Raw genomic sequence first — 17,884 nt, 5'->3', positions numbered from 1 at the left:
GCACCCGTGAACCTCCGCGACGACGCCCGCAGCCTCTCCGACGACCTCGTACGGCTGCGCCGCTCGCTGCACCGGATGCCCGAGACGGGGCTCACCCTCCCCCGTACGCAGGAGGCGGTGCTCGCCGAGCTGGACGGGCTGCCGTTGGAGGTCAGCACCGGCGAACGGCTCAGTTCCGTCACCGCGGTGCTGCGCGGCGGGCGGCCCGGCCCGGTCGTACTGCTGCGGGGGGACATGGACGCGCTGCCGGTCGCCGAACGTACCGGCCTGGACTTCGCCGCCGACAACGACCGGATGCACGCCTGCGGTCATGACCTGCACACCGCGATGCTCGCCGGCGCGGCCAAGCTGCTCAGCGCGCACCGCGACCGGCTCGCGGGCGATGTGCTGTTCATGTTCCAGCCCGGCGAGGAGAGCCACGACGGCGCGCGGCACATGCTGGAGGAGGGGCTGCTGGACGCGGCGGGGCGGCGGCCGGCGGCGGCGTATGCGCTCCATGTGCTGTCCGCGGGCCTGCCCAGCGGCGTCTTCCGCACCCGTGGCGGCCCGGCGCTGGCGGCGTCGAACGTGCTGCGGGTGACCGTGCGCGGCGAGGGCGGGCACGGCTCGATGCCGTTCCGGGCCAAGGACCCGGTGCAGGCGGCGTGTGCGATGGTGACGGCGCTGCAGGCGTGGATCACCCGTACCTTCGACGTCTTCGACCCGGTGGTGCTGACGGTGGGCACGTTCCACGCCGGCACCCAGCAGAACGTCATCCCGGAGACCGCGGTCTTCGAGGCGACCGTCCGCAGCTTCTCGGACGCCGCCCAGGCGCGGGTCAAGGACGGCACGGTGGAGGTGTGCCGGGGCATCGCGGCGGCCTACGGGGTGGGGGTGGACGCGGACTTCGCGGAGGTGTACCCGGTGACCGTCAACGACCACGCGGAGGCGGACTTCGCGGCGGACGCGGTCCGCGAGGTGCTGGGCGAGGAGCGCTTCGCGCCGATGACGCAGCCGCTGGCGGGCGCGGAGGACTTCTCCCGCGTCCTGGCCGAGGTACCGGGCGCGATGATCCTGCTCGGCGCCCCGCCGGCCGGTGCCGACCACGAGCGCAGCCCCAACAACCATTCGCCGCTCGCCGAGTTCGACGATGCGGTGCTGGCGGACGGCGCGACCCTGTACGCGGAGCTGGCGGCGCGGCGGCTGGGCGGGGAGTGAAGCCGGGAGGTGTGCGGACGCCCGGCCCGGGCTCTGCATCGCGGGTGTCGCTCCCTCCCTGTGGCGCGGTTCCTCCCGTGATGCCTTACGGGCGGGTCTGCCGATGGCTTACGGGTAGGTCTGCGCCGTGCGGTGCCGCGGTGTTACTGCGGCACCGTCCCGGTCCCCGGCCGGGCGCCGCCACGTGAAAGGTCCATGCCGGACAAGTCCCCATCGGTCGCCGGTGTTGCGCGCGGGAGCGGGCTGAATTTTTCCGGCCGGAACAGCCGCTGTGAGCTTCGCCCTTCCCGTCGTCGAGGGCCGGCCGAGGAGGGCTTCGGGCCCGGAACCACTATCGGCCGTGGGTACACTCGCCGACCATGTGCGAGGCCAGCAAGCGTAGAAAACGCCAGGAAATACCTCATTCCCAACCCTGTGGAGGAGCTTGTTCCGGGCGTAGAAAGGATGCGCGGACCGGCCCCACCGCGGTCACCGCGTGAGGCGCCGCTCGAATCGGGGCCGGCACGCGCAGTCGCGTGATCCGCGCGGACACTGGCTGCTGCTGATCCTCGTCCTGCCGGTGATGTTCGGCGCCCTGCTCTTCGAGGGCTGGACCTCCCACGAGGTCGACGCCGCGAAGATCCGCAGCGACTGCACCACCCCCGTGCCGCGGGAGGTCGCCAAGGGCGGTCCGGTGCTGCGGCTGGACGGCGGAAGGGCGCAGTCCGCCAGGATGCCCGCCCGTACCGTGGCGCTCACGTACGACGGCGGGCCCGATCCCGTGTGGACCCCGCGTCTGCTGGGGCTGCTGCGCAGGCACCACGCGCACGCCACGTTCTTCCTGCACGGTGCGCAAGCGGCCCAGTACCCGGATCTGGTGCGGCGCATCCGGGCCGAGGGGCACGAGATCGGCTCGAACACCTACACCGGTGCCGTCATGGGGGCGGCCTCGCCCCTGCGGGCCCGGCTGGAGCTGTCGCTGACGCAGAAGGCGCTGGCGGGCACCGCGGGCATCCACACCAACCTGCTCCGGCTGCCGCAGACCACGACGGCGGACACCATGTGCGGCGCCGAGTGGAAGGCGGCGCAGCAGGCCGCGGCCGAGGGCTACACGCTGGTCGCGGCCGACCAGTGGTTCCGCAAGCCTTCGCAGGGCGTGGTGCGGCAGTTCGGCCAGAACGACATCGCCTATCAGGAGACGGCGAAGCTGCTGGGCAACCGGCAGGTCACCAGGTTCACCACCGTGACGGACGGGGCGGACCTCCCCGCCTCCGGCCGGCCGGTGTCCACCGTCGAGCGCTGGCTGGGGACGGGACTGACCTGGGCCAAGGCACTGGGGCACGCGTTCGTCGGCGGGATGACCTGGGTGCTGGCGATCGCGGGCGCGCTGGGGGTGCTGCGACTGCTCATGCTCGTCCTGTTCGCCCGCACGCACGTCAGGCGGCTGACGCGGTTCCGTCCGGGTGCGCCGCGGCTGCGGGAGGTGGTCGAGCCGGTGACGATTCTGGTGCCGGCCTACAACGAGGAGGCCGGCATCGAGTCCACGGTCCGTTCGCTGCTCGCCTCGACACACCCGTATCTGCAGGTCATCGTCATCGACGACGGATCGACGGACAGCACGGCGGACCTCGCCACATGGATCGACGACCCGCGTGTGGAGGTGATCCGGCAGCCCAACGCGGGCAAGGCCGCCGCGCTCAACACCGGTCTGTCGTATGCCCGGCACGACATCGTGGTCATGGTCGACGCGGACACGGTCTTCGAGCCGGACGCCATATACCGCCTGATCCAGCCCCTGGCCCACCCTGCCGTCGGCGCGGTCAGCGGCAACACCAAGGTGGGCAACCGCCGTCGGCTGCTGGGCAGATGGCAGCACCTGGAGTACGTCTTCGGCTTCAACCTCGACCGCCGGATGTTCGAGGTGCTGGAGTGCATGCCGACGGTACCGGGCGCCATCGGCGCCTTCCGCCGGGATGCGCTCATGGGCGTCGGCGGCGTCAGCGAGGACACCCTCGCCGAGGACACCGACCTGACGATGGCCCTGTGGCAGGCGGGCTGGCGGGTGGTCTACGAGGAGTCCGCGATCGCCTGGACGGAGGTCCCGACCTCGCTGAGCCAGCTGTGGCGGCAGCGCTACCGCTGGTGCTACGGCACGCTCCAGGCCATGTGGAAACACCGCGGCGCCGCCGTCGAGGTGGGTCCCGCCGGACGCTTCGGCCGACGGGGGCTGAGCTACCTGACGGTCTTCCAGGTCGCACTGCCCCTGCTCGCGCCGATCGTGGACGTCTTCGCCCTGTACGGGGCGTTCTTCCGCGGCCCGGCGCTCTCGGCCGGGGTGTGGCTCGGTTTCCTCGCGGTCCAACTGGCCTGTGCGGGATACGCCTTGAGGCTGGACGGGGAGCGGCTCAGGGCGCTGTGGGCGATGCCCTTCCAGCTCTTCGTCTACCGGCAGCTGATGTACCTGGTCGTCATCCAGTCCGTGGTGGCGTTCCTGCTCGGCACCCGGTTGAGGTGGCAGCGGATGCACCGCTCGGGCACCGCCGCCCAGCACATCGGGCAGCCGGCCGCGTACCAGAGCCTGACCTCGCGGTGAGCGCGCTGCCACAGCGGGGCGGACCGGGGCATTCTGCCTGCCTCCGGAGCGAAACGGTGCGCTTTTGTGCAGATCCTCAGTGCATTTGGTGAAGGGAAGGTGAGCGTGCAGACTGCCGCCCATGACTGATTGGCTGGGCGGGTCATACGACGGGACTCCATACGGCGACGCGGCGCCGTCGACGCACCTCGGCACCGGCGAGGTCGGTGCCGGTTATGTCGGCACCGGCCGGATCGGCGAGGGGCGGATCAGCAGCGGTCAGGTGTGGAGCCCGGACGGACGGCCGGTCGAGATGTACTCCGCCCCCGTGCAGCCGGCCGGCGGTGCCCCGCCCGTGCCACAGACCACGGCCACCCCGCTCGGGTACGCCCCTCCCCCGGCCCGTCCGCGCGGCGGTGGCGGCCGCGGCCCTTCCAGGGGCCGGGCCCCGGCCGCTCGTCCCACGCGTCGCCGGCGGCTCGCCCGGGCGGCGATCCTGCTGCTCGGCGTGCTGGTCACCGCCTCCGTCGGCACCTACGTGTGGGCCGATACCAGGCTCCACCAGGAAGTCGATCTCGGCAGGATCGCGAACCGTCCGGCGCCGGGCGAGGGCACCAACTACCTCATCGTGGGCTCCGACAGCCGTGCCGGCCTGTCCGGACGGGAGCGGAAGGATCTGCACACGGGGGGTTCGGCCGATGCCGGCCGCCGTACCGACTCGATGATCCTGCTGCACACCGGAGCGCACGGCACCACGATGGTGAGCCTGCCGCGTGACTCCTGGGTGACCGTTCCGGCGTACATCCGCCCCGAGACGGGCAGGCACTACCCCGCGTCGAAGAACAAGCTCAACGCCGCGTTCTCGCTCGGCGGCCCCGAGCTGCTCGTGCGGACCATCGAGAAGAACACGGGGCTGCGCATCGGTCACTACACCGAGATCGGCTTCGCGGGTTTCGTCGGCGTTGTGGACGCGGTCGGCGGGGTGCCGATGTGCCTGGACAGGGACGTCAAGGACGAGAAGTCGGGCGCGGACCTCAGGAAGGGCTGCCACACGCTCGACGGCCGCACCGCGCTCGCCTTCGTCCGCCAGCGCCATCAGGAGGCCCAGGGCGATCTGGGCCGGAGCCGCAACCAGCAGAAGTTCCTCGCGGCGCTCGCCCGCAAGACCGCCGCCCCGGGCACCTTCCTCGATCCCTCCACGGTCTACCCGACCGTGAGCGCGGGGCTGGACACGCTCGTCGTCGACGACGAGACGGGGCTGCCGGATCTCACCTCGCTGTTCGAGGCGATGAAGGGCGTCACGTCCGGTCACGGCAAACAGCTCAACGTCCCCGTCTCGTCCCTCGGTTTCGCCACCCCCAAGGGCAGCGCCGTGAAGTGGGACCAGGCGAAGGCGGAGCGGCTCTTCGACGAGCTGCGCAACGACCGGCCGGTGAGTGCGGTCAACGGTTGACCGCGGGGCGCGGGCGGGGCCGGGCGGCGGGCCTGCCGGCGACCCCGCTGGAGGTGACCGCGGCCGACGTCCTGGCCTGGGACGTCGAGCGCGGCGAACCGCCGTTGCGGGCCGGGTTCACGGACGAGGAGGAGCGGACGCGGCTGTCGCGGGCGGCAGACGGGACGGCCGGTGGGACAGCCGGTGGGACGGCCGGTGGGACGTCGTCTTAGGAGCCTCGTGGGCGCCGGGTTCTTAGAAGCCTCTTAAGCGCCGGGACTATCCAGTCCCCATGACACCCGACGTTCCCCACTCTCCCAACTCCCCCGAGACGACCGGCCGTAGGCGCCCCAACGCCGCCACCCGCGCGCTGGCCGCCTCCCTCGCGCTGACCGCGACCGCCCTCGGCGTCGCCGGATGTGACAGCGCCGCCGCCGGCACCCTGAAGGGCAGCCGCCTCGAACTGCCCGTCGACGGCGGTACCGCCGTCATCGACACCGACTCCCTCGCGGTGACCGCGCGCACCGGCGACGGGCGGCGGATGGTGCTGTCCGAGGCGGCCGGGGCGGCCGGCGGCGGGCTCGGCAAACCGGGGCCGGTGACGCGTACGGCCGACGGTGCGCGCTGGAGCTACCCGGCCAAGGGGCTGAGCGTGACGGCCGGTGCGGAGCGCGGGCGGCTGCGGATCAGGCTGCGTGCGGACCGTGACGGGTCGGTCGGCTGGCCGGTGACCGGCACCGACCGGGCCGCCTCCGCGGTGCAGTTGCCGCGCGGCGAGGGGCTGGACATCCCCGTACGGGACGCGTTCTGGAACTCCGCCGCCGAGAAGGGCGGACTGGCCGGCAGCACGGTCGACGTCGGCGGCGAACTGTCGCTTCCCCTGTGGGGCTACTCCATGGGCGGCGGGGCGGCCGGCTCCGGCACCCGGCACGGCGTCAGCTACCTCACCCCCACCGACATCGGTACCTCGCTGCGCTTCGCCTCCACCGGAGGCCGGCTGCGCGCCACCGCCACGCACGCCTTCGACGCCGGCGAGGGCACCCGCGACTACGAAGTGACCTTCGCCCTCACCGACGGCAACCCGGTCGCGCCCGCCGCCGACTACCGCTCCTACCTCTCCCAGCACGGCCGGCTCGGCAGCCTGCGCACGAAGATCCGGCGGACTCCGGCCACCGCCAAGCTGCTCGGGGCGTTCCACGCCTATGTATGGGGCGATGCCCGTACCGCGGCCGGGATCGAGAAGCTCAAGCGGCTCGGCGTGGACCGGATGTGGCTGGGGTACGACTCCGGGCCGGGTCCGATGAACGCCGCGGCGGTGCGTGCCGCCAAGAAGGCCGGCTATCTCGTCGGGCCGTACGACACCTTCGCCAACGGGCAGGACCCCAAGACGGCGGACAGTCCGACGTCGGTCTGGCCGGGCCGGGTCTACCCGGACTTCTGTGTGCGCAAGGCGGACGGCAGCGCGCAGACCGGGTTCGGGGGCCGGGGCTGCTATCTCAGCTCGCGGGCCTTCGAGAAGGCCGAGCCGGGCAGGCACTACCTCGCCGACCGTACCCGCTCGATGGTCGCCAACGGTGCGGACAGCTACTTCCTCGATGTCGACGCGACGGGTGAGCTCTTCCGCGATCACGGGGCGGGGCACGAGATGACCAAGGCGGGGGACCGGGAGATGCGCCTGGCCCGTATGCGGCGGCTGTCGAAGAGCCTCGTCCTCGGCTCGGAGTCCGCCCAGGCCTGGGCGAACGAGGTGCTGGCGTACGACCACGGGTCGGGCACCCCGGTCGCCGACGGGCTGTGGAAGCTGGAGCGGGACAGGGAGCGGTGGGGCGGCTACTTCCCGGAGAAGGCCCCCAAGGCCTTCTTCAAGCCGGTGCGGCTGCCCGCGGAGCTGGCCAAGGCCATGTACGACCCGAAGTACCGCGTACCGCTGTACGAGACCGCGCTGCACGGCTCCCTGGTCAACGTCGAGCGCTGGGAGCTGTCGTACGAGAAGCTGCCGGACCAGCAGACCACCCGGGCGCTGCTCGCGATGCTCTACAACACCCCGCTCAACCATGTCCTGGACGGGCCGACGCTGACCCGCAACGGCCCGCGGCTGGCCGCGCTGCAGAAGTACTTCTCGCCGCTGCACCGCGCCGCCGGCACCGAGCGCATGACGTCCTTCCGGTGGCTGACCGGCGACCGTACGGTGCAGCGCACGGTCTTCGGCGACGGCACGCTGACCGTCACCGCGAACTTCGGCACCCGGGCACGGGCGGGCCTGCCGGGCGGCTGTGTCGATGCCCGACTGCGTACGGACCGGGCGCCGCGCCGGCTGTGCCCGGCAAGCCTGGGCGGCTGACCCGGGCCGGGGTGGCGGGCCGAGGCGGGCGGTCCCTCACACGGCGGCCGTCCGCGTTCTGAGGGCAGCGTTCCGCCCGGGAAACAGAGCAGATGCGGGCGGGTAACAGCCGGACCGCACGCTGACGAGCATGACCACCACACACCCGCACTCCGACGCCGCACCAGGCACGATCCCCACCATCGCTCTCATAGGCCACGGCATGGTCGGCCAGCGCTTCCTGGAGGAGCTGGCCGACCGCGGTGTCACCGAGCGCGCACGGGTGGTCGTCCTGTGTGAGGAGCCCCGCCCGGCCTATGACCGGGTCCAGCTGACCTCGTACTTCGCCGGCCGGAGCCCGGAGGAGCTGAGCCTTGTCGATCCGGACTTCATGGCCCGGCACGGTATCGAGCTGCACCTCGGCGACCCGGCCACCGCCATCGACCGCACCACCCGCACGGTCACCGCCCGCTCCGGGCTGACCGTCCGCTACGACACGCTGGTGCTGGCCACCGGCTCGTATCCGTTCGTGCCCCCGGTGCCCGGCAAGGACAGCGCGGGCTGCTTCGTCTACCGCACCATCGAGGACCTGCTGGCCATCGAGGAGTACGCCAAGAACTCCCGCACCGGTGTGGTCGTCGGCGGCGGCCTGCTCGGCCTGGAGGCGGCCGGTGCGCTCAAGGGGCTGGGGCTGCGCACCCACATCGTGGAGTTCGCGCCGCGGCTGATGGCGCTGCAGGTCGACGAGGGCGGCGGCCGTGCGCTGCGCCGCACCGTCGAGGAGATGGGCCTGCAGGTGCACACCGGCGTCGGCGGCAAGGAGATCGTCGCGGACGAGGCGGGCACGGTGACCGCCATGGGGCTGTCCGACGACTCCCGCATCGAGACCGACCTGGTGGTCTTCTCCGCCGGCGTCCGCCCCCGCGACCAGCTCGCCCGGGACTGCGGGCTGCCGGTCGGCCAGCGCGGCGGCATCATCATCGACGAGCAGTGCCGGACCGACGACCCCGCGGTGTACGCGATCGGCGAGTGCGCGCTGGCCGTCGACGGCCGGGTGTACGGTCTGGTCGCGCCGGGCTACGACATGGCCCGGGTGACGGCCGGCGCCATCGCGGAGCGGCTCGGCGACGACTCCGGGAAGCTCGCCGGGTTCACCGGCGCCGACCTGTCCACCAAGCTCAAGCTGCTCGGCGTGGACGTCGCCTCGTTCGGCGATGCGCACGGTGCCACCGACGGCTGTCTGGACGTGGTGTACTCCGACGCGCGCAGCGGCGTCTACAAGAAGCTGGTGATCGGCGCCGGCGGCGAGCTGCTGGGCGGGGTGCTGGTCGGCGACGCCGAGGCGTACGGCATGCTGCGCCCGCTGACCGGCACCGTTCCCCCGCTGGCGCCCGAGCAGCTGGTGCTGCCCGCCGGCGCGGGCGCGCCCGCCGCGCTCGGCCCGGACGCGCTGCCCGGCGACGCGGTGATCTGCAGCTGCCACAACGTCACCAAGGACGCCATCCAGGCCTGCGAGACCCTCCCCGAGGTCAAGAAGTGCACCAAGGCGGGCACCGGGTGCGGCAGTTGCGTGAAGCTGATCGGCAAGCTGCTGCCGGACAGCGGCGACCAGAGCCTGTGCGCGTGCTTCCCGCACACCCGCGCCGAGCTGTACGAGATCGTCCGCGTCCGCCGGGTCGCCTCCTACGCCCAGCTGCTCGACGAGCACGGCCGGCAGGAGGCGCGCGGCGGCGAGGGCTGTGAGATCTGCAAGCCGGCGATCGGCTCGGTCATCGCCTCCCTCGCTCCGGCGGTCGGCGCCGACGGCTATGTCCTCCAGGGCGAGCAGGCGGCCCTTCAGGACACCAACGACCACTTCCTCGCCAACCTCCAGAAGAACGGGTCGTACTCGATCGTCCCGCGCATCCCCGGCGGCGAGATCACCCCGGACAAGCTCATCGTCATCGGCGAGGTGGCGCGCGACTTCGGCCTCTACACCAAGATCACCGGAGGTCAGCGGATCGACCTGTTCGGCGCCAGGGTCGATCAACTGCCGGTCATCTGGGCCCGGTTGGTGGACGCCGGCTTCGAGTCGGGGCACGCGTACGGCAAGGCGCTGCGCACCGTGAAGTCGTGCGTCGGCGAGACCTGGTGCCGCTACGGCGTGCAGGACTCGGTCCGTATGGCGATCGATCTGGAGCTGCGCTATCGGGGACTGCGCGCCCCGCACAAGCTGAAGTCCGCGGTCTCGGGGTGTGCGCGGGAGTGCGCGGAGGCCCAGTCCAAGGACTTCGGTGTGATCGCCACGGCGAACGGCTGGAACCTGTACGTGGGCGGCAACGGCGGGGCCACCCCGCGCCATGCGGACCTGCTCGCCCAGGACCTCAGCGACGCCGAACTGATCCGGCTGATCGACCGCTTCCTGATGTTCTACATCCGCACCGCCGACCGCCTGGAGCGCACCTCCACGTGGCTGGAGCGGATCGAGGGCGGCCTCGACCACGTACGCGATGTCGTCGTCCACGACTCCCTGGGGCTGTGCGACGAACTGGAGGCCCTGATGGCCGCCCATGTCACCCACTACCGCGACGAGTGGGCCGAGACCCTCGCCGACCCCGAGCGGCTGGCCCGTTTCGTGTCCTTCGTCAACGCACCCGACGCCCCGGACCCGTCCGTCCGCTTCGTACCGGAGCGCGACCAGGTCAAGCCGGACCTGACGCTGCTGGCCGGGCCGACCTTGGCAGTACGCACTCTGGAAGGGACCTCCGCCTGATGACCACTGCAACCGTTCCCACCGCCACCGCCACCGCGCCCGATGCCGTCACCACGGCCGCCGGCACGGTCGAGGTCCACTGCCCGCAGGGCGACTGGCTCGCGGTCTGCCCGCTGGACGCCCTCACCCCGGGGCGCGGTGTCGCGGCCCTGCTGCCCGACGGCACCCAGGCCGCGCTCTTCGTGGACCGCTCCGGCCAGATCTACGCGATCGGCAACCGCGACCCGTTCACCGGCGCCCAGGTCCTCTCCCGCGGGCTGACGGGCTCCGCCGGTGGCCGCCCGTTCGTGGCGTCGCCGCTGCTCAAGCAGCGCTTCGACCTGGCGACGGGGGAATGCCTGGACGATCCGGAGGTTTCGATTCCGGCGTACCGGGTGCGGGTGCGGGCGGGCGGCTGAGCGGGCGCCGGGCGCACGGATCGGGGAATGCGCAACCTTCCGGTTGCACCTCCTGCTCGACGTGCAACCATTGGGTAGCACGTTCCGAGAAGGGCGAGCGCGACAGCAAGAGCGCGACAGGAGGTCACCCCATGAGCACACAGAGCGCCCACGCCACCGGTGAGGACCGCAACCGAATCGAGCGGGAGATCAGCATCGCCGCACCCGTGGAACGGGTCTGGGCGGTGCTGACCGAGCCCGAGCACGTCGGTTCGTGGTTCGGCCAGGGCGAGCCCACCCCGATCGACCTGCGGCCGGGCGGCATCATGCACCTCGACCACGGCGAGTACGGCCAGTTCCCGACCACCATCGTGAAGGTCGACCCGCCGCACTACTTCTCGTACCGCTGGGCCAGCGCCCACCCCGGCGAGGTGGCGGTCGAGGGCAACTCCACCCTCGTCGAGTTCACCCTCGCGCCGGAGGGCGACGGCACCCGCCTGCGCGTCGTGGAGACCGGCTTCGAGGAGATCGTCATCCCCGAGGAGCGGATCCCGACCGCCGGATACGAGAGCCACTCCGCGGGCTGGTCCGGCCAGGCGGAGAACATCAAGCAGTACGCGGAGCGACTCGCGGCATGACCACGGACGAAGCGGCGGGTGCGGGCCGCGAGCGCGGGGCGGACGCGGACCGGGAGTCCGGCGCGGACGCGGTGGCGGAGGTGTTCGCCGCGCTCGCGGACCCGACCCGCCGCCGGATACTCGACGCCCTCGCCGCGCACGGCGAGGCGACCGCCACGGTCCTCGCGGCCGAACTGCCCGTCAGCCGGCAGGCCATCGTCAAGCACCTGGGAATCCTGGACCGGGCCGGGCTGGTCACCGGCCACCGCGAGGGCCGGGAGGCGCGCTACCGGGTCAGGCCCGAGCAACTCGGGGCCACCGCCCGGTGGATGGACCGGGTGGCCGCCACCTGGGACACCCGACTCGCAGCCATCAAGCGCCTGGCCGAAGGAGGGTGACGCACTGACGGACGGGGCCGCGACGCCGACCTGCACGGCATGGAAAGATCCGGATTCATGTACGAGCAGCAGTCCGCCCCGCAGCACCAGCCGGGGCAGCAGGTCCCTCCGCCCCCGCATCCGTATCAGCAGCCCGCCCAGCAACAGGCGTATCAGCCTTACCAGCAGCAGCCATACCCCCACCAGCAGCCTTACCAGCAGCAGGGGCCGCAGCACCCGTACCAGCAGCAGGCGGGCCCCTACCACCAGCAGGCGGGCCCGTACCAGCAACCCGCTCCGTACCAGCCGCACCCTCCGGTGGCCGCCACCCCGCACATCCCCCGTGAGGCCAACGACATGCGGCGGCTCGGCGCCGTCCTCCTCGACGGGCTGCTCGCCCTGACCGCCGCGCTCCTCACGATGCGCGCCACCGAGCGCGCCGGTCTGCCGGACATGCAGGTCTTCTACGCCACCGTCGGCGCCTGCTTCGGACTCTCGTTCCTCAATCACGTCGTGCTGACGCGCATCGGCGGCGCGAGCATCGGCAAGTTCGCCGTCCGCACCCGCGTGATCCGCGAAACGGACGCCAGCCGTCCGCGGCTGCCGCGGCTGTTCCGCCGGTGGCTGGGCGGCTATCTCTTCGTGCTGGTCTGGATCATCGCCGCCTTCTTCGACATGGCGGAGGGCCCCGAGGACTTCTGCGGCATTCGCCTGGTCCGTTTCCGCGATCTACGGGGAGCCGGAGCCGGTTCGACGCCCGGTCGCTGACGGGGCGCGGCGGGGTTCGGACGGGATGCGGGTGGGATGCGGGTGGGGTATGCGTGGGGTTCAACTGACATGCCTGGCTTGGGAGTTGGCATCCCAGCCCGGACGCGAGTTGATCACCCCATCCCGGACGCCTCGAACACCGCCCGCGCACCGTCGCGATCGATCCGGTCCGCCAGCGCCTGCACCGGCACCGCACCACAGCGCAGCAACCCGCGCTCTCGGGAGCGGCGTACGCCCTGCTCAAGGCGGTGCCACAGCAGCGGGTTCGCGGTGAGCACCCTGGGGTCCAGCTCCACCCGGCCGCCCACCGCGTCGCGCAGCACCAGGCGCGGGGCCACCCCGTCGCTGCGGCGGACGAGGACGAGCAGATCGGTGCGGACCCTGCGGGTGCGCACCGGGCCGCGGGAAGCCAGCCAGTGCTCGCCGGCGGTCACCCGTGGCGGGTAGAGGACCGCGAACAGCACCAACGCGACGGCCGTCCAGCAAAGCGCGCGCCATGGACCGAGGGTCCCGTTGGCGAGGTCGACCAGCAGCATGACGGTGAACAGCCCGGCCGTGCACCAGATCGCCGCTCGCAACTCGGGCAGCCAGGTACGGTCCCGGGCCGGCTCGCGGCGACGCACCGTCGGTGGAGGGATCGCCGGCCGAACACCTCGTCGCCCCTCCCCCGCCGTCCGTCCGGCCGCGGCCCTTCCCGGTCCCATCCGCCCCGCCGCGGCCCTTCCCAGTCCCATCCGCCCCGTCGCATCCGTCTCACCCATCCCTCCATCACCGGCCCTGTCAGCCCTTTCGGCCCCGCCATCCCCGCCATCCCCGCCATCCCCGCCATCGCCGTCGTCCCCGTCGTCCCTCGTGAAATCGGGCCCCAGGCCACGTCGCCGTCCCATGCGTTGAAGCTAGAGCGGCGCCCCGGGGCGGCCGGGGGCGTTTGCACGGCGCTGACGCGGCCCCCTCGAACCTTGACGCGGCGATGACGCGACGTTGACGCGGACGCCCAAAAGCGGCCACCGCGTACGCGAAAACCGGCCGCCTGCCCCGGCGGCGCGACCCGGGAACGCCCGCCTCCCCGTCAAGAACGCGTGAAGATCGCCCTTTCGCCCGCCAAGGGGCCGCCAAGGCCCGCAGACGGTGGCCGCCGCGGCCCGCACGCTGACCTGGTCCAGCACAGCGCCACAGTGCCGTACCGAGATACGGCCACCGTGCCGTACGGAGGTACGACGAAAGATGTCCATGGTGTCCCAGCCCGATAGGCGGCCCGAAGAACCGCCGGATACCGTCACCGGCGCGGTCACCACCCGGTCCGGCGGCCCGCACAAGGCCGCCACCGGCCCCGAAGGCGCCCAGGGCCCCGAGCCCGACGCCCGCCACCGCCTCACCTCCCTGCAGGGACTCGCCGCCCTCTCGCTGGACGCCATGGCGTCGGTCGCCTACGGCCCCGAGTCGATCGTGCTGGTCCTGGCCGCGGCGGGCGGCTACGGCCTGGGCTTCACACTGCCGGTCACGCTCGCGATCGCCGCGCTGCTCGCCGTCCTGGTCGCGTCGTACCGCCAGGTGATCGCCGCCTATCCCCACGGCGGCGGCTCCTACGCGGTCGCCCAGGCCCACCTCGGCCGCCGTACGGCACTGGTCGCCGCGGCCTCCCTCATCCTCGACTACGTCCTGAACGTGGCGGTCTCGGTGACCGCCGGCGTCGCGGCGCTGACGTCCGCCTTCCCCGCGCTCTACGAGGACCGCGTCTGGATCTGCCTGGCGGTCCTCGTCCTGATCACCGGCATCAACCTGCGCGGGATCGTCGACTCGGCGAAGGCGTTCATCGCGCCCACCGCGGTCTTCATCGGCTCCATCCTGGCGATGGTCGTCGTCGGTCTCCTCCGCGACGCGCCCGCCTCCACCGTCACCGCCGACGGCCATGCCTCGGTCCTGTCGGACAACGCCACCACGGTCGGGGCCCTGCTGCTGCTCAAGGCGTTCGCGTCCGGCTGCTCGGCGCTGACCGGTGTGGAAGCAGTCGCGAACGCGGTGCCGTCTTTCCGCGCCCCGGCCGCCAAGCGCGCCCAGCGCACCGAGGTCGCGCTCGGTGCGCTGCTCGGCGTGATGCTGATCGGCCTGTCCGTCCTCATCGGCCGCTTCCACCTCCAGCCGGTCGAGGGCGTCACGGTCCTCGCCCAGCTCGCGGACGCCTCGCTCGGCCACAACTGGGCGTTCTACGTCGTCCAGTTCGCCACCATGGTGCTGCTCGCGCTGGCCGCGAACACCTCCTTCGGCGGCCTCCCCGTCCTGATGGGCCTGCTCGCCCGGGACAACTTCCTGCCGCACGTCTTCGGCCTGAAGGCGGACCGCCAGGTCCACCGCCACGGTGTGCTGGCCCTCGCCGCCGTCGCCGCGGTCCTCCTGGTCTTCTCCGGTGGCGACGTCAACACCCTCGTCCCGCTCTTCGCCATCGGCGTCTTCGTCGGCTTCACCATCTGCCAGGTCGGCATGGTCCGGCACTGGCGCCTCGAACGCTCGCCGGGCTGGCGGGGCAAGGCCCTGCTGAACGGTTTCGGCGCGCTGCTCACCGGCGTCTCGGCCGTCGTCGTGACCGCGACGAAGTTCACCGAGGGCGCCTGGCTCATCGTCGTCGCGCTGCCGCTGCTGGTCCTCGCCTTCGAAGCGGTGCACCGCGCCTACGGCCGGATCGGCGAGCGCCTGGGCCTGGGCCGGGTCCCCGAGCCGCCGCGCCGCGCCCACTCCCTGGTCATCGTTCCCGTTTCGCATCTGTCCCGGCTGACCTGTGAGGCGCTGAACGCGGCGGTGTCCCTGGGCGACGAGGTGGTCGCGGTCACCGTCACCTACGACACCCCCGAGGACCGCCCGGCCGCCGAGGCACTGCGCCGCGACTGGGAGCTGTGGAACCCCGGCGTGGAACTCCTCGAACTGCCCTCCGCCACCCGCTCCATAGGCCGCCCGATAGCCGGCTACGTCACCGACCTGACGGCCCAGCGACCCGGCACCCGCATCACCGTCCTGATCCCGGAGGCCGAACCCGCCCACCTGTGGCAGCGCCTGCTGCAGAACCAGCGCGGGGCGGTCGTCGCCCACGCGATCCGCCGGGACACCGACGCGGTCATCTGCCGGCTGCGGTTCCGCCTGGAGGCGGCCGGGCGGGTGTAGGACGAGCAGGGTCGGCCGCGGCCGCATGTGGGAGCGGCCGATTGTCGGTGGCGCGCCCTACCGTTGGGTCATGGAAGCCACCGATGCCGCCGACGCCGCCGATGCCCCCATGGGTTACGAGGAGCACTGCGCCGAAATCGCCGCCGAGGCCGGACTGCTGAGCTCCTGCCTCGACGAGCGCACGGATCTGAGCACGTCCGTGCCCTCCTGCCCCGACTGGACCCTCGCCCAGCTGCTCCGGCATCTGGGCGAGGCCCATCGCTGGGTCGAGGAGATCGTCCGCACCCGGGCCTCACAGCCACCGCCCGACACCGCGCTGCGCGTCCTTCCGCGCGAGTCCGACCGGAGCCCGCAGGAGTTCGCCGGCTGGCTCACCGAGGGCACCGAACGCCTCGCCCGCACCCTGCGTAGCGCCGGCCCCGACGCCCGTATCTGGACCCCGCTCCCGTCCGGCAGCCCGGCCTTCTTCGCCCGCCGGATGGCCCACGAAACGGTCATCCACCGGGCCGACGCGACCCTGGCCCTCGGCGCGCACTTCACCGTCGACCAGCGCATCGCCCTCGACGCCCTCGACGAGTGGATGGAACTGGGCTCGCTCCCCGAGATGTTCGACTACCACCCTGACCGGCGCGCTCTCCTCGGCCCCGGCCGCACGCTCCACTTCCACGCCACGGACACCCCTCCGGAGGCCGCCGCCCACTGGCTCGTCGACCTCACCGGCGACACCCTGGCCTGGCGCCGCGCCCAGGAGCCGGCCGCGGTCTCCGTCAGCGCACCGCTGACGGACCTGCTGCTGCTCATCTACGGCCGCCGCTCCGCCGACGAGCAGACCTTCGAGGTGGTGGGCGATGCGGACCTGCTGGAGTTCTGGCTGTCGCTGGTCAACTTCGGATAACTGGCCACATCCAGACATCTGGCCACATCCAGATATCTGGCCGACTTCGGACAGGCACCGTCTTGGGACAGTCCCGTCTTGGGACAGCCGCCGACGTGGGACAGCCGCCGCCTTCGGACAGGCGAAGCCCTCACCGGCCCCTCCCCCTCCCCCTCCCCCTCCACCCTCACCCCCACCCTCAGGCGAACCAATCCGGCCGCCCACGCGTGAGTTAGGTTGACGGTCACCGACAGAATCAGCACCAAGGGAGACGCACCATGACCGATTCCGACCAGACGGGCAGCCAGCCTCCCGGTCTGCCGCCCACGCCTCCCCCGCTCCCCCCGGAGCCGGTGGACGCCGGACCGCGTCCGGTGCCGACGAACGAGGCCGAGGCACTGGAGATCGGTCGGCAGCACTTCCCCGAGGTCGGTTCGCCCGGTGGCCCCGCCGGCCTGTTCGTTCACGAATTCGATCTCGGCTACCTGGTGTTCGCCAGCTGGCCGCCGCCCGAGGACCCCACCGCCCCGCCGGCCGACCCCGGGGGAAGCCAGGTCGCCATCAACAAGACCAACGGCGACGTGACATTCCTGCCCAATTTCCCCCCGGAGGCGGCAGTGGAGCTCTACCACCGCTTCTACCGCCCAAGCGAGGCCTGAGCGCGCCTCCTGGGCAACGGCCGGCGCCTGGTGAGCTGTCATTGCCGCCGGTTAAGCTTTGGCTTGAATATCTCATTGGGTAACCATTACGAGCACGGGGGACGTTGTGGCTGGCGCTGGTGGGTTCCAGACCAATGTGGAAGGCCTCAAGGCCGAGGGCACGAACTTCGTCAAGCTCGGCGAGGACTTCGACTCTTCGGTGGCGCGGCTCATGGACGGCCTGAGCGCGTTGGGTGCGGGGCCGCCGAGCAAGCCCCCGGAGGGGCCGCCGCCGGAGAAGAAGTCGTTCGGTGAGCAGTTCATGAGCGGTCTGACGTCGTTCGCCAGCAAGGCCGACGCTCCTCCGTGGGGGGACGACGAGATCGGCGAGAAGTTCGGCGTCGTCTACGAGGGCGTCCGCGACGGCATGTACGAATCGATGGGTCACCTCGCCGCCAAGTTCCAGGAGATCGGCAAGGCACTGACCTCGATGTCCAAGAACCACGCGGAGAACGAGGACTTCAACGACTCGCTGATGAAACAGCACGTCGAGAACAAGCGGGCCTGGCAGGACCCGACGAAGGACCAGAGCGCGGTCCGTGTCTCCTGGAGACCGGCCAGCAGCTGAGGCCACACGTCGGCCCCAGGGGCTCCGACCTCATGAGGTCGCCCCCAGGGTTTCGGTCCCAAGGGTCCTGATCTCCAGGGTTCTGACCCAGGGCTTCCGTTCTCCACGGTGTTGGCTCAGCAACCAGCCCTTCCGCACGCCCTGCGTCCGTATCACGCCTGATTGCACTTTTTTCACGGGGGAGTTCCACCTTGTCTCTC

General features: G+C 71.9%; 15 protein-coding genes. 14 read left to right on the top strand and 1 reads right to left on the bottom strand.

Features of this window, described 5'->3' with window-relative positions; genetic code table 11:
• Window positions 1-6 precede the first annotated feature (6 nt).
• From ACZ5XZ_RS22490 to ACZ5XZ_RS22445, 10 genes are all read left to right on the top strand, one after another.
• Window positions 7-1,197: a M20 metallopeptidase family protein gene (locus tag ACZ5XZ_RS22490; protein ID WP_468980697.1), complete on the top strand. Its 1,191-nt coding sequence runs from the start codon at window positions 7-9 to the stop codon at window positions 1,195-1,197.
• Window positions 1,198-1,672: 475 nt separating this feature from the next.
• Window positions 1,673-3,769 carry a bifunctional polysaccharide deacetylase/glycosyltransferase family 2 protein gene (locus ACZ5XZ_RS22485; protein ID WP_468980694.1) on the top strand — a complete coding sequence of 699 codons (2,097 nt, stop codon included), beginning with the start codon at window positions 1,673-1,675 and terminating at the stop codon, window positions 3,767-3,769.
• A 121-nt stretch (window positions 3,770-3,890) separates the two neighbouring features.
• Window positions 3,891-5,201, top strand: coding sequence for an LCP family protein (locus ACZ5XZ_RS22480; RefSeq protein WP_468980692.1), 1,311 nt, complete (start codon window positions 3,891-3,893; stop codon window positions 5,199-5,201).
• Complete coding sequence (locus ACZ5XZ_RS22475; protein WP_468980689.1) at window positions 5,198-5,413, top strand: hypothetical protein; 216 nt, start codon at window positions 5,198-5,200, stop codon at window positions 5,411-5,413. The genes ACZ5XZ_RS22480 and ACZ5XZ_RS22475 overlap by 4 nt, the downstream gene beginning before the upstream one ends.
• 59 nt (window positions 5,414-5,472) lie before the next feature.
• Window positions 5,473-7,521: a glycoside hydrolase gene (locus ACZ5XZ_RS22470; RefSeq protein ID WP_468980686.1), complete on the top strand. Its 2,049-nt coding sequence runs from the start codon at window positions 5,473-5,475 to the stop codon at window positions 7,519-7,521.
• Between the two features lie 130 nt (window positions 7,522-7,651).
• Entirely contained in the window at window positions 7,652-10,252 is a 2,601-nt protein-coding gene (gene nirB / locus ACZ5XZ_RS22465) for a nitrite reductase large subunit NirB (RefSeq protein ID WP_468980683.1), read from the top strand.
• Window positions 10,252-10,650: a nitrite reductase small subunit NirD gene (gene nirD / locus ACZ5XZ_RS22460; RefSeq protein ID WP_468980681.1), complete on the top strand. Its 399-nt coding sequence runs from the start codon at window positions 10,252-10,254 to the stop codon at window positions 10,648-10,650. Before nirB ends, nirD begins: the two co-directional genes overlap by 1 nt.
• A gap of 131 nt (window positions 10,651-10,781) precedes the next feature.
• The gene (locus ACZ5XZ_RS22455; protein WP_468980678.1) at window positions 10,782-11,267 is read left to right on the top strand and encodes an SRPBCC family protein; all 486 of its coding nucleotides are present in this window, start codon (window positions 10,782-10,784) and stop codon (window positions 11,265-11,267) included.
• A gap of 71 nt (window positions 11,268-11,338) precedes the next feature.
• Window positions 11,339-11,644: an ArsR/SmtB family transcription factor gene (locus ACZ5XZ_RS22450; protein ID WP_468980904.1), complete on the top strand. Its 306-nt coding sequence runs from the start codon at window positions 11,339-11,341 to the stop codon at window positions 11,642-11,644.
• Between the two features lie 39 nt (window positions 11,645-11,683).
• A complete protein-coding gene (locus ACZ5XZ_RS22445; RefSeq protein WP_468980676.1) occupies window positions 11,684-12,391 on the top strand; it encodes an RDD family protein in 708 nt (235 codons plus the stop codon).
• Between the two features lie 113 nt (window positions 12,392-12,504).
• Here ACZ5XZ_RS22445 and ACZ5XZ_RS22440 read toward each other — a convergent pair whose 3' ends face one another.
• The gene (locus tag ACZ5XZ_RS22440) at window positions 12,505-13,014 is read right to left on the bottom strand and encodes a hypothetical protein (RefSeq protein ID WP_468980674.1); all 510 of its coding nucleotides are present in this window, start codon (window positions 13,012-13,014) and stop codon (window positions 12,505-12,507) included.
• 601 nt (window positions 13,015-13,615) lie between these two features.
• On the opposite strand from ACZ5XZ_RS22440, the gene ACZ5XZ_RS22435 reads away from it, so the two are divergent.
• The 4 genes from ACZ5XZ_RS22435 (at window position 13,616) to ACZ5XZ_RS22420 (ending at window position 17,684) form a co-directional block, all read left to right on the top strand.
• The gene (locus ACZ5XZ_RS22435; RefSeq protein ID WP_468980671.1) at window positions 13,616-15,544 is read left to right on the top strand and encodes an APC family permease; all 1,929 of its coding nucleotides are present in this window, start codon (window positions 13,616-13,618) and stop codon (window positions 15,542-15,544) included.
• A 70-nt stretch (window positions 15,545-15,614) separates the two neighbouring features.
• Window positions 15,615-16,439 carry a maleylpyruvate isomerase family mycothiol-dependent enzyme gene (locus ACZ5XZ_RS22430; RefSeq protein ID WP_468980669.1) on the top strand — a complete coding sequence of 275 codons (825 nt, stop codon included), beginning with the start codon at window positions 15,615-15,617 and terminating at the stop codon, window positions 16,437-16,439.
• Between the two features lie 257 nt (window positions 16,440-16,696).
• Window positions 16,697-17,077 carry a hypothetical protein gene (locus ACZ5XZ_RS22425; protein WP_468980667.1) on the top strand — a complete coding sequence of 127 codons (381 nt, stop codon included), beginning with the start codon at window positions 16,697-16,699 and terminating at the stop codon, window positions 17,075-17,077.
• Between the two features lie 106 nt (window positions 17,078-17,183).
• Complete coding sequence (locus tag ACZ5XZ_RS22420) at window positions 17,184-17,684, top strand: hypothetical protein (protein WP_468980666.1); 501 nt, start codon at window positions 17,184-17,186, stop codon at window positions 17,682-17,684.
• Window positions 17,685-17,884: the final 200 nt, after the last annotated feature.

It is taken from the genome of Streptomyces sp. NPDC033270 (assembly GCF_055576575.1).
This window is presented reverse-complemented; position numbering and strand designations above follow the sequence as displayed.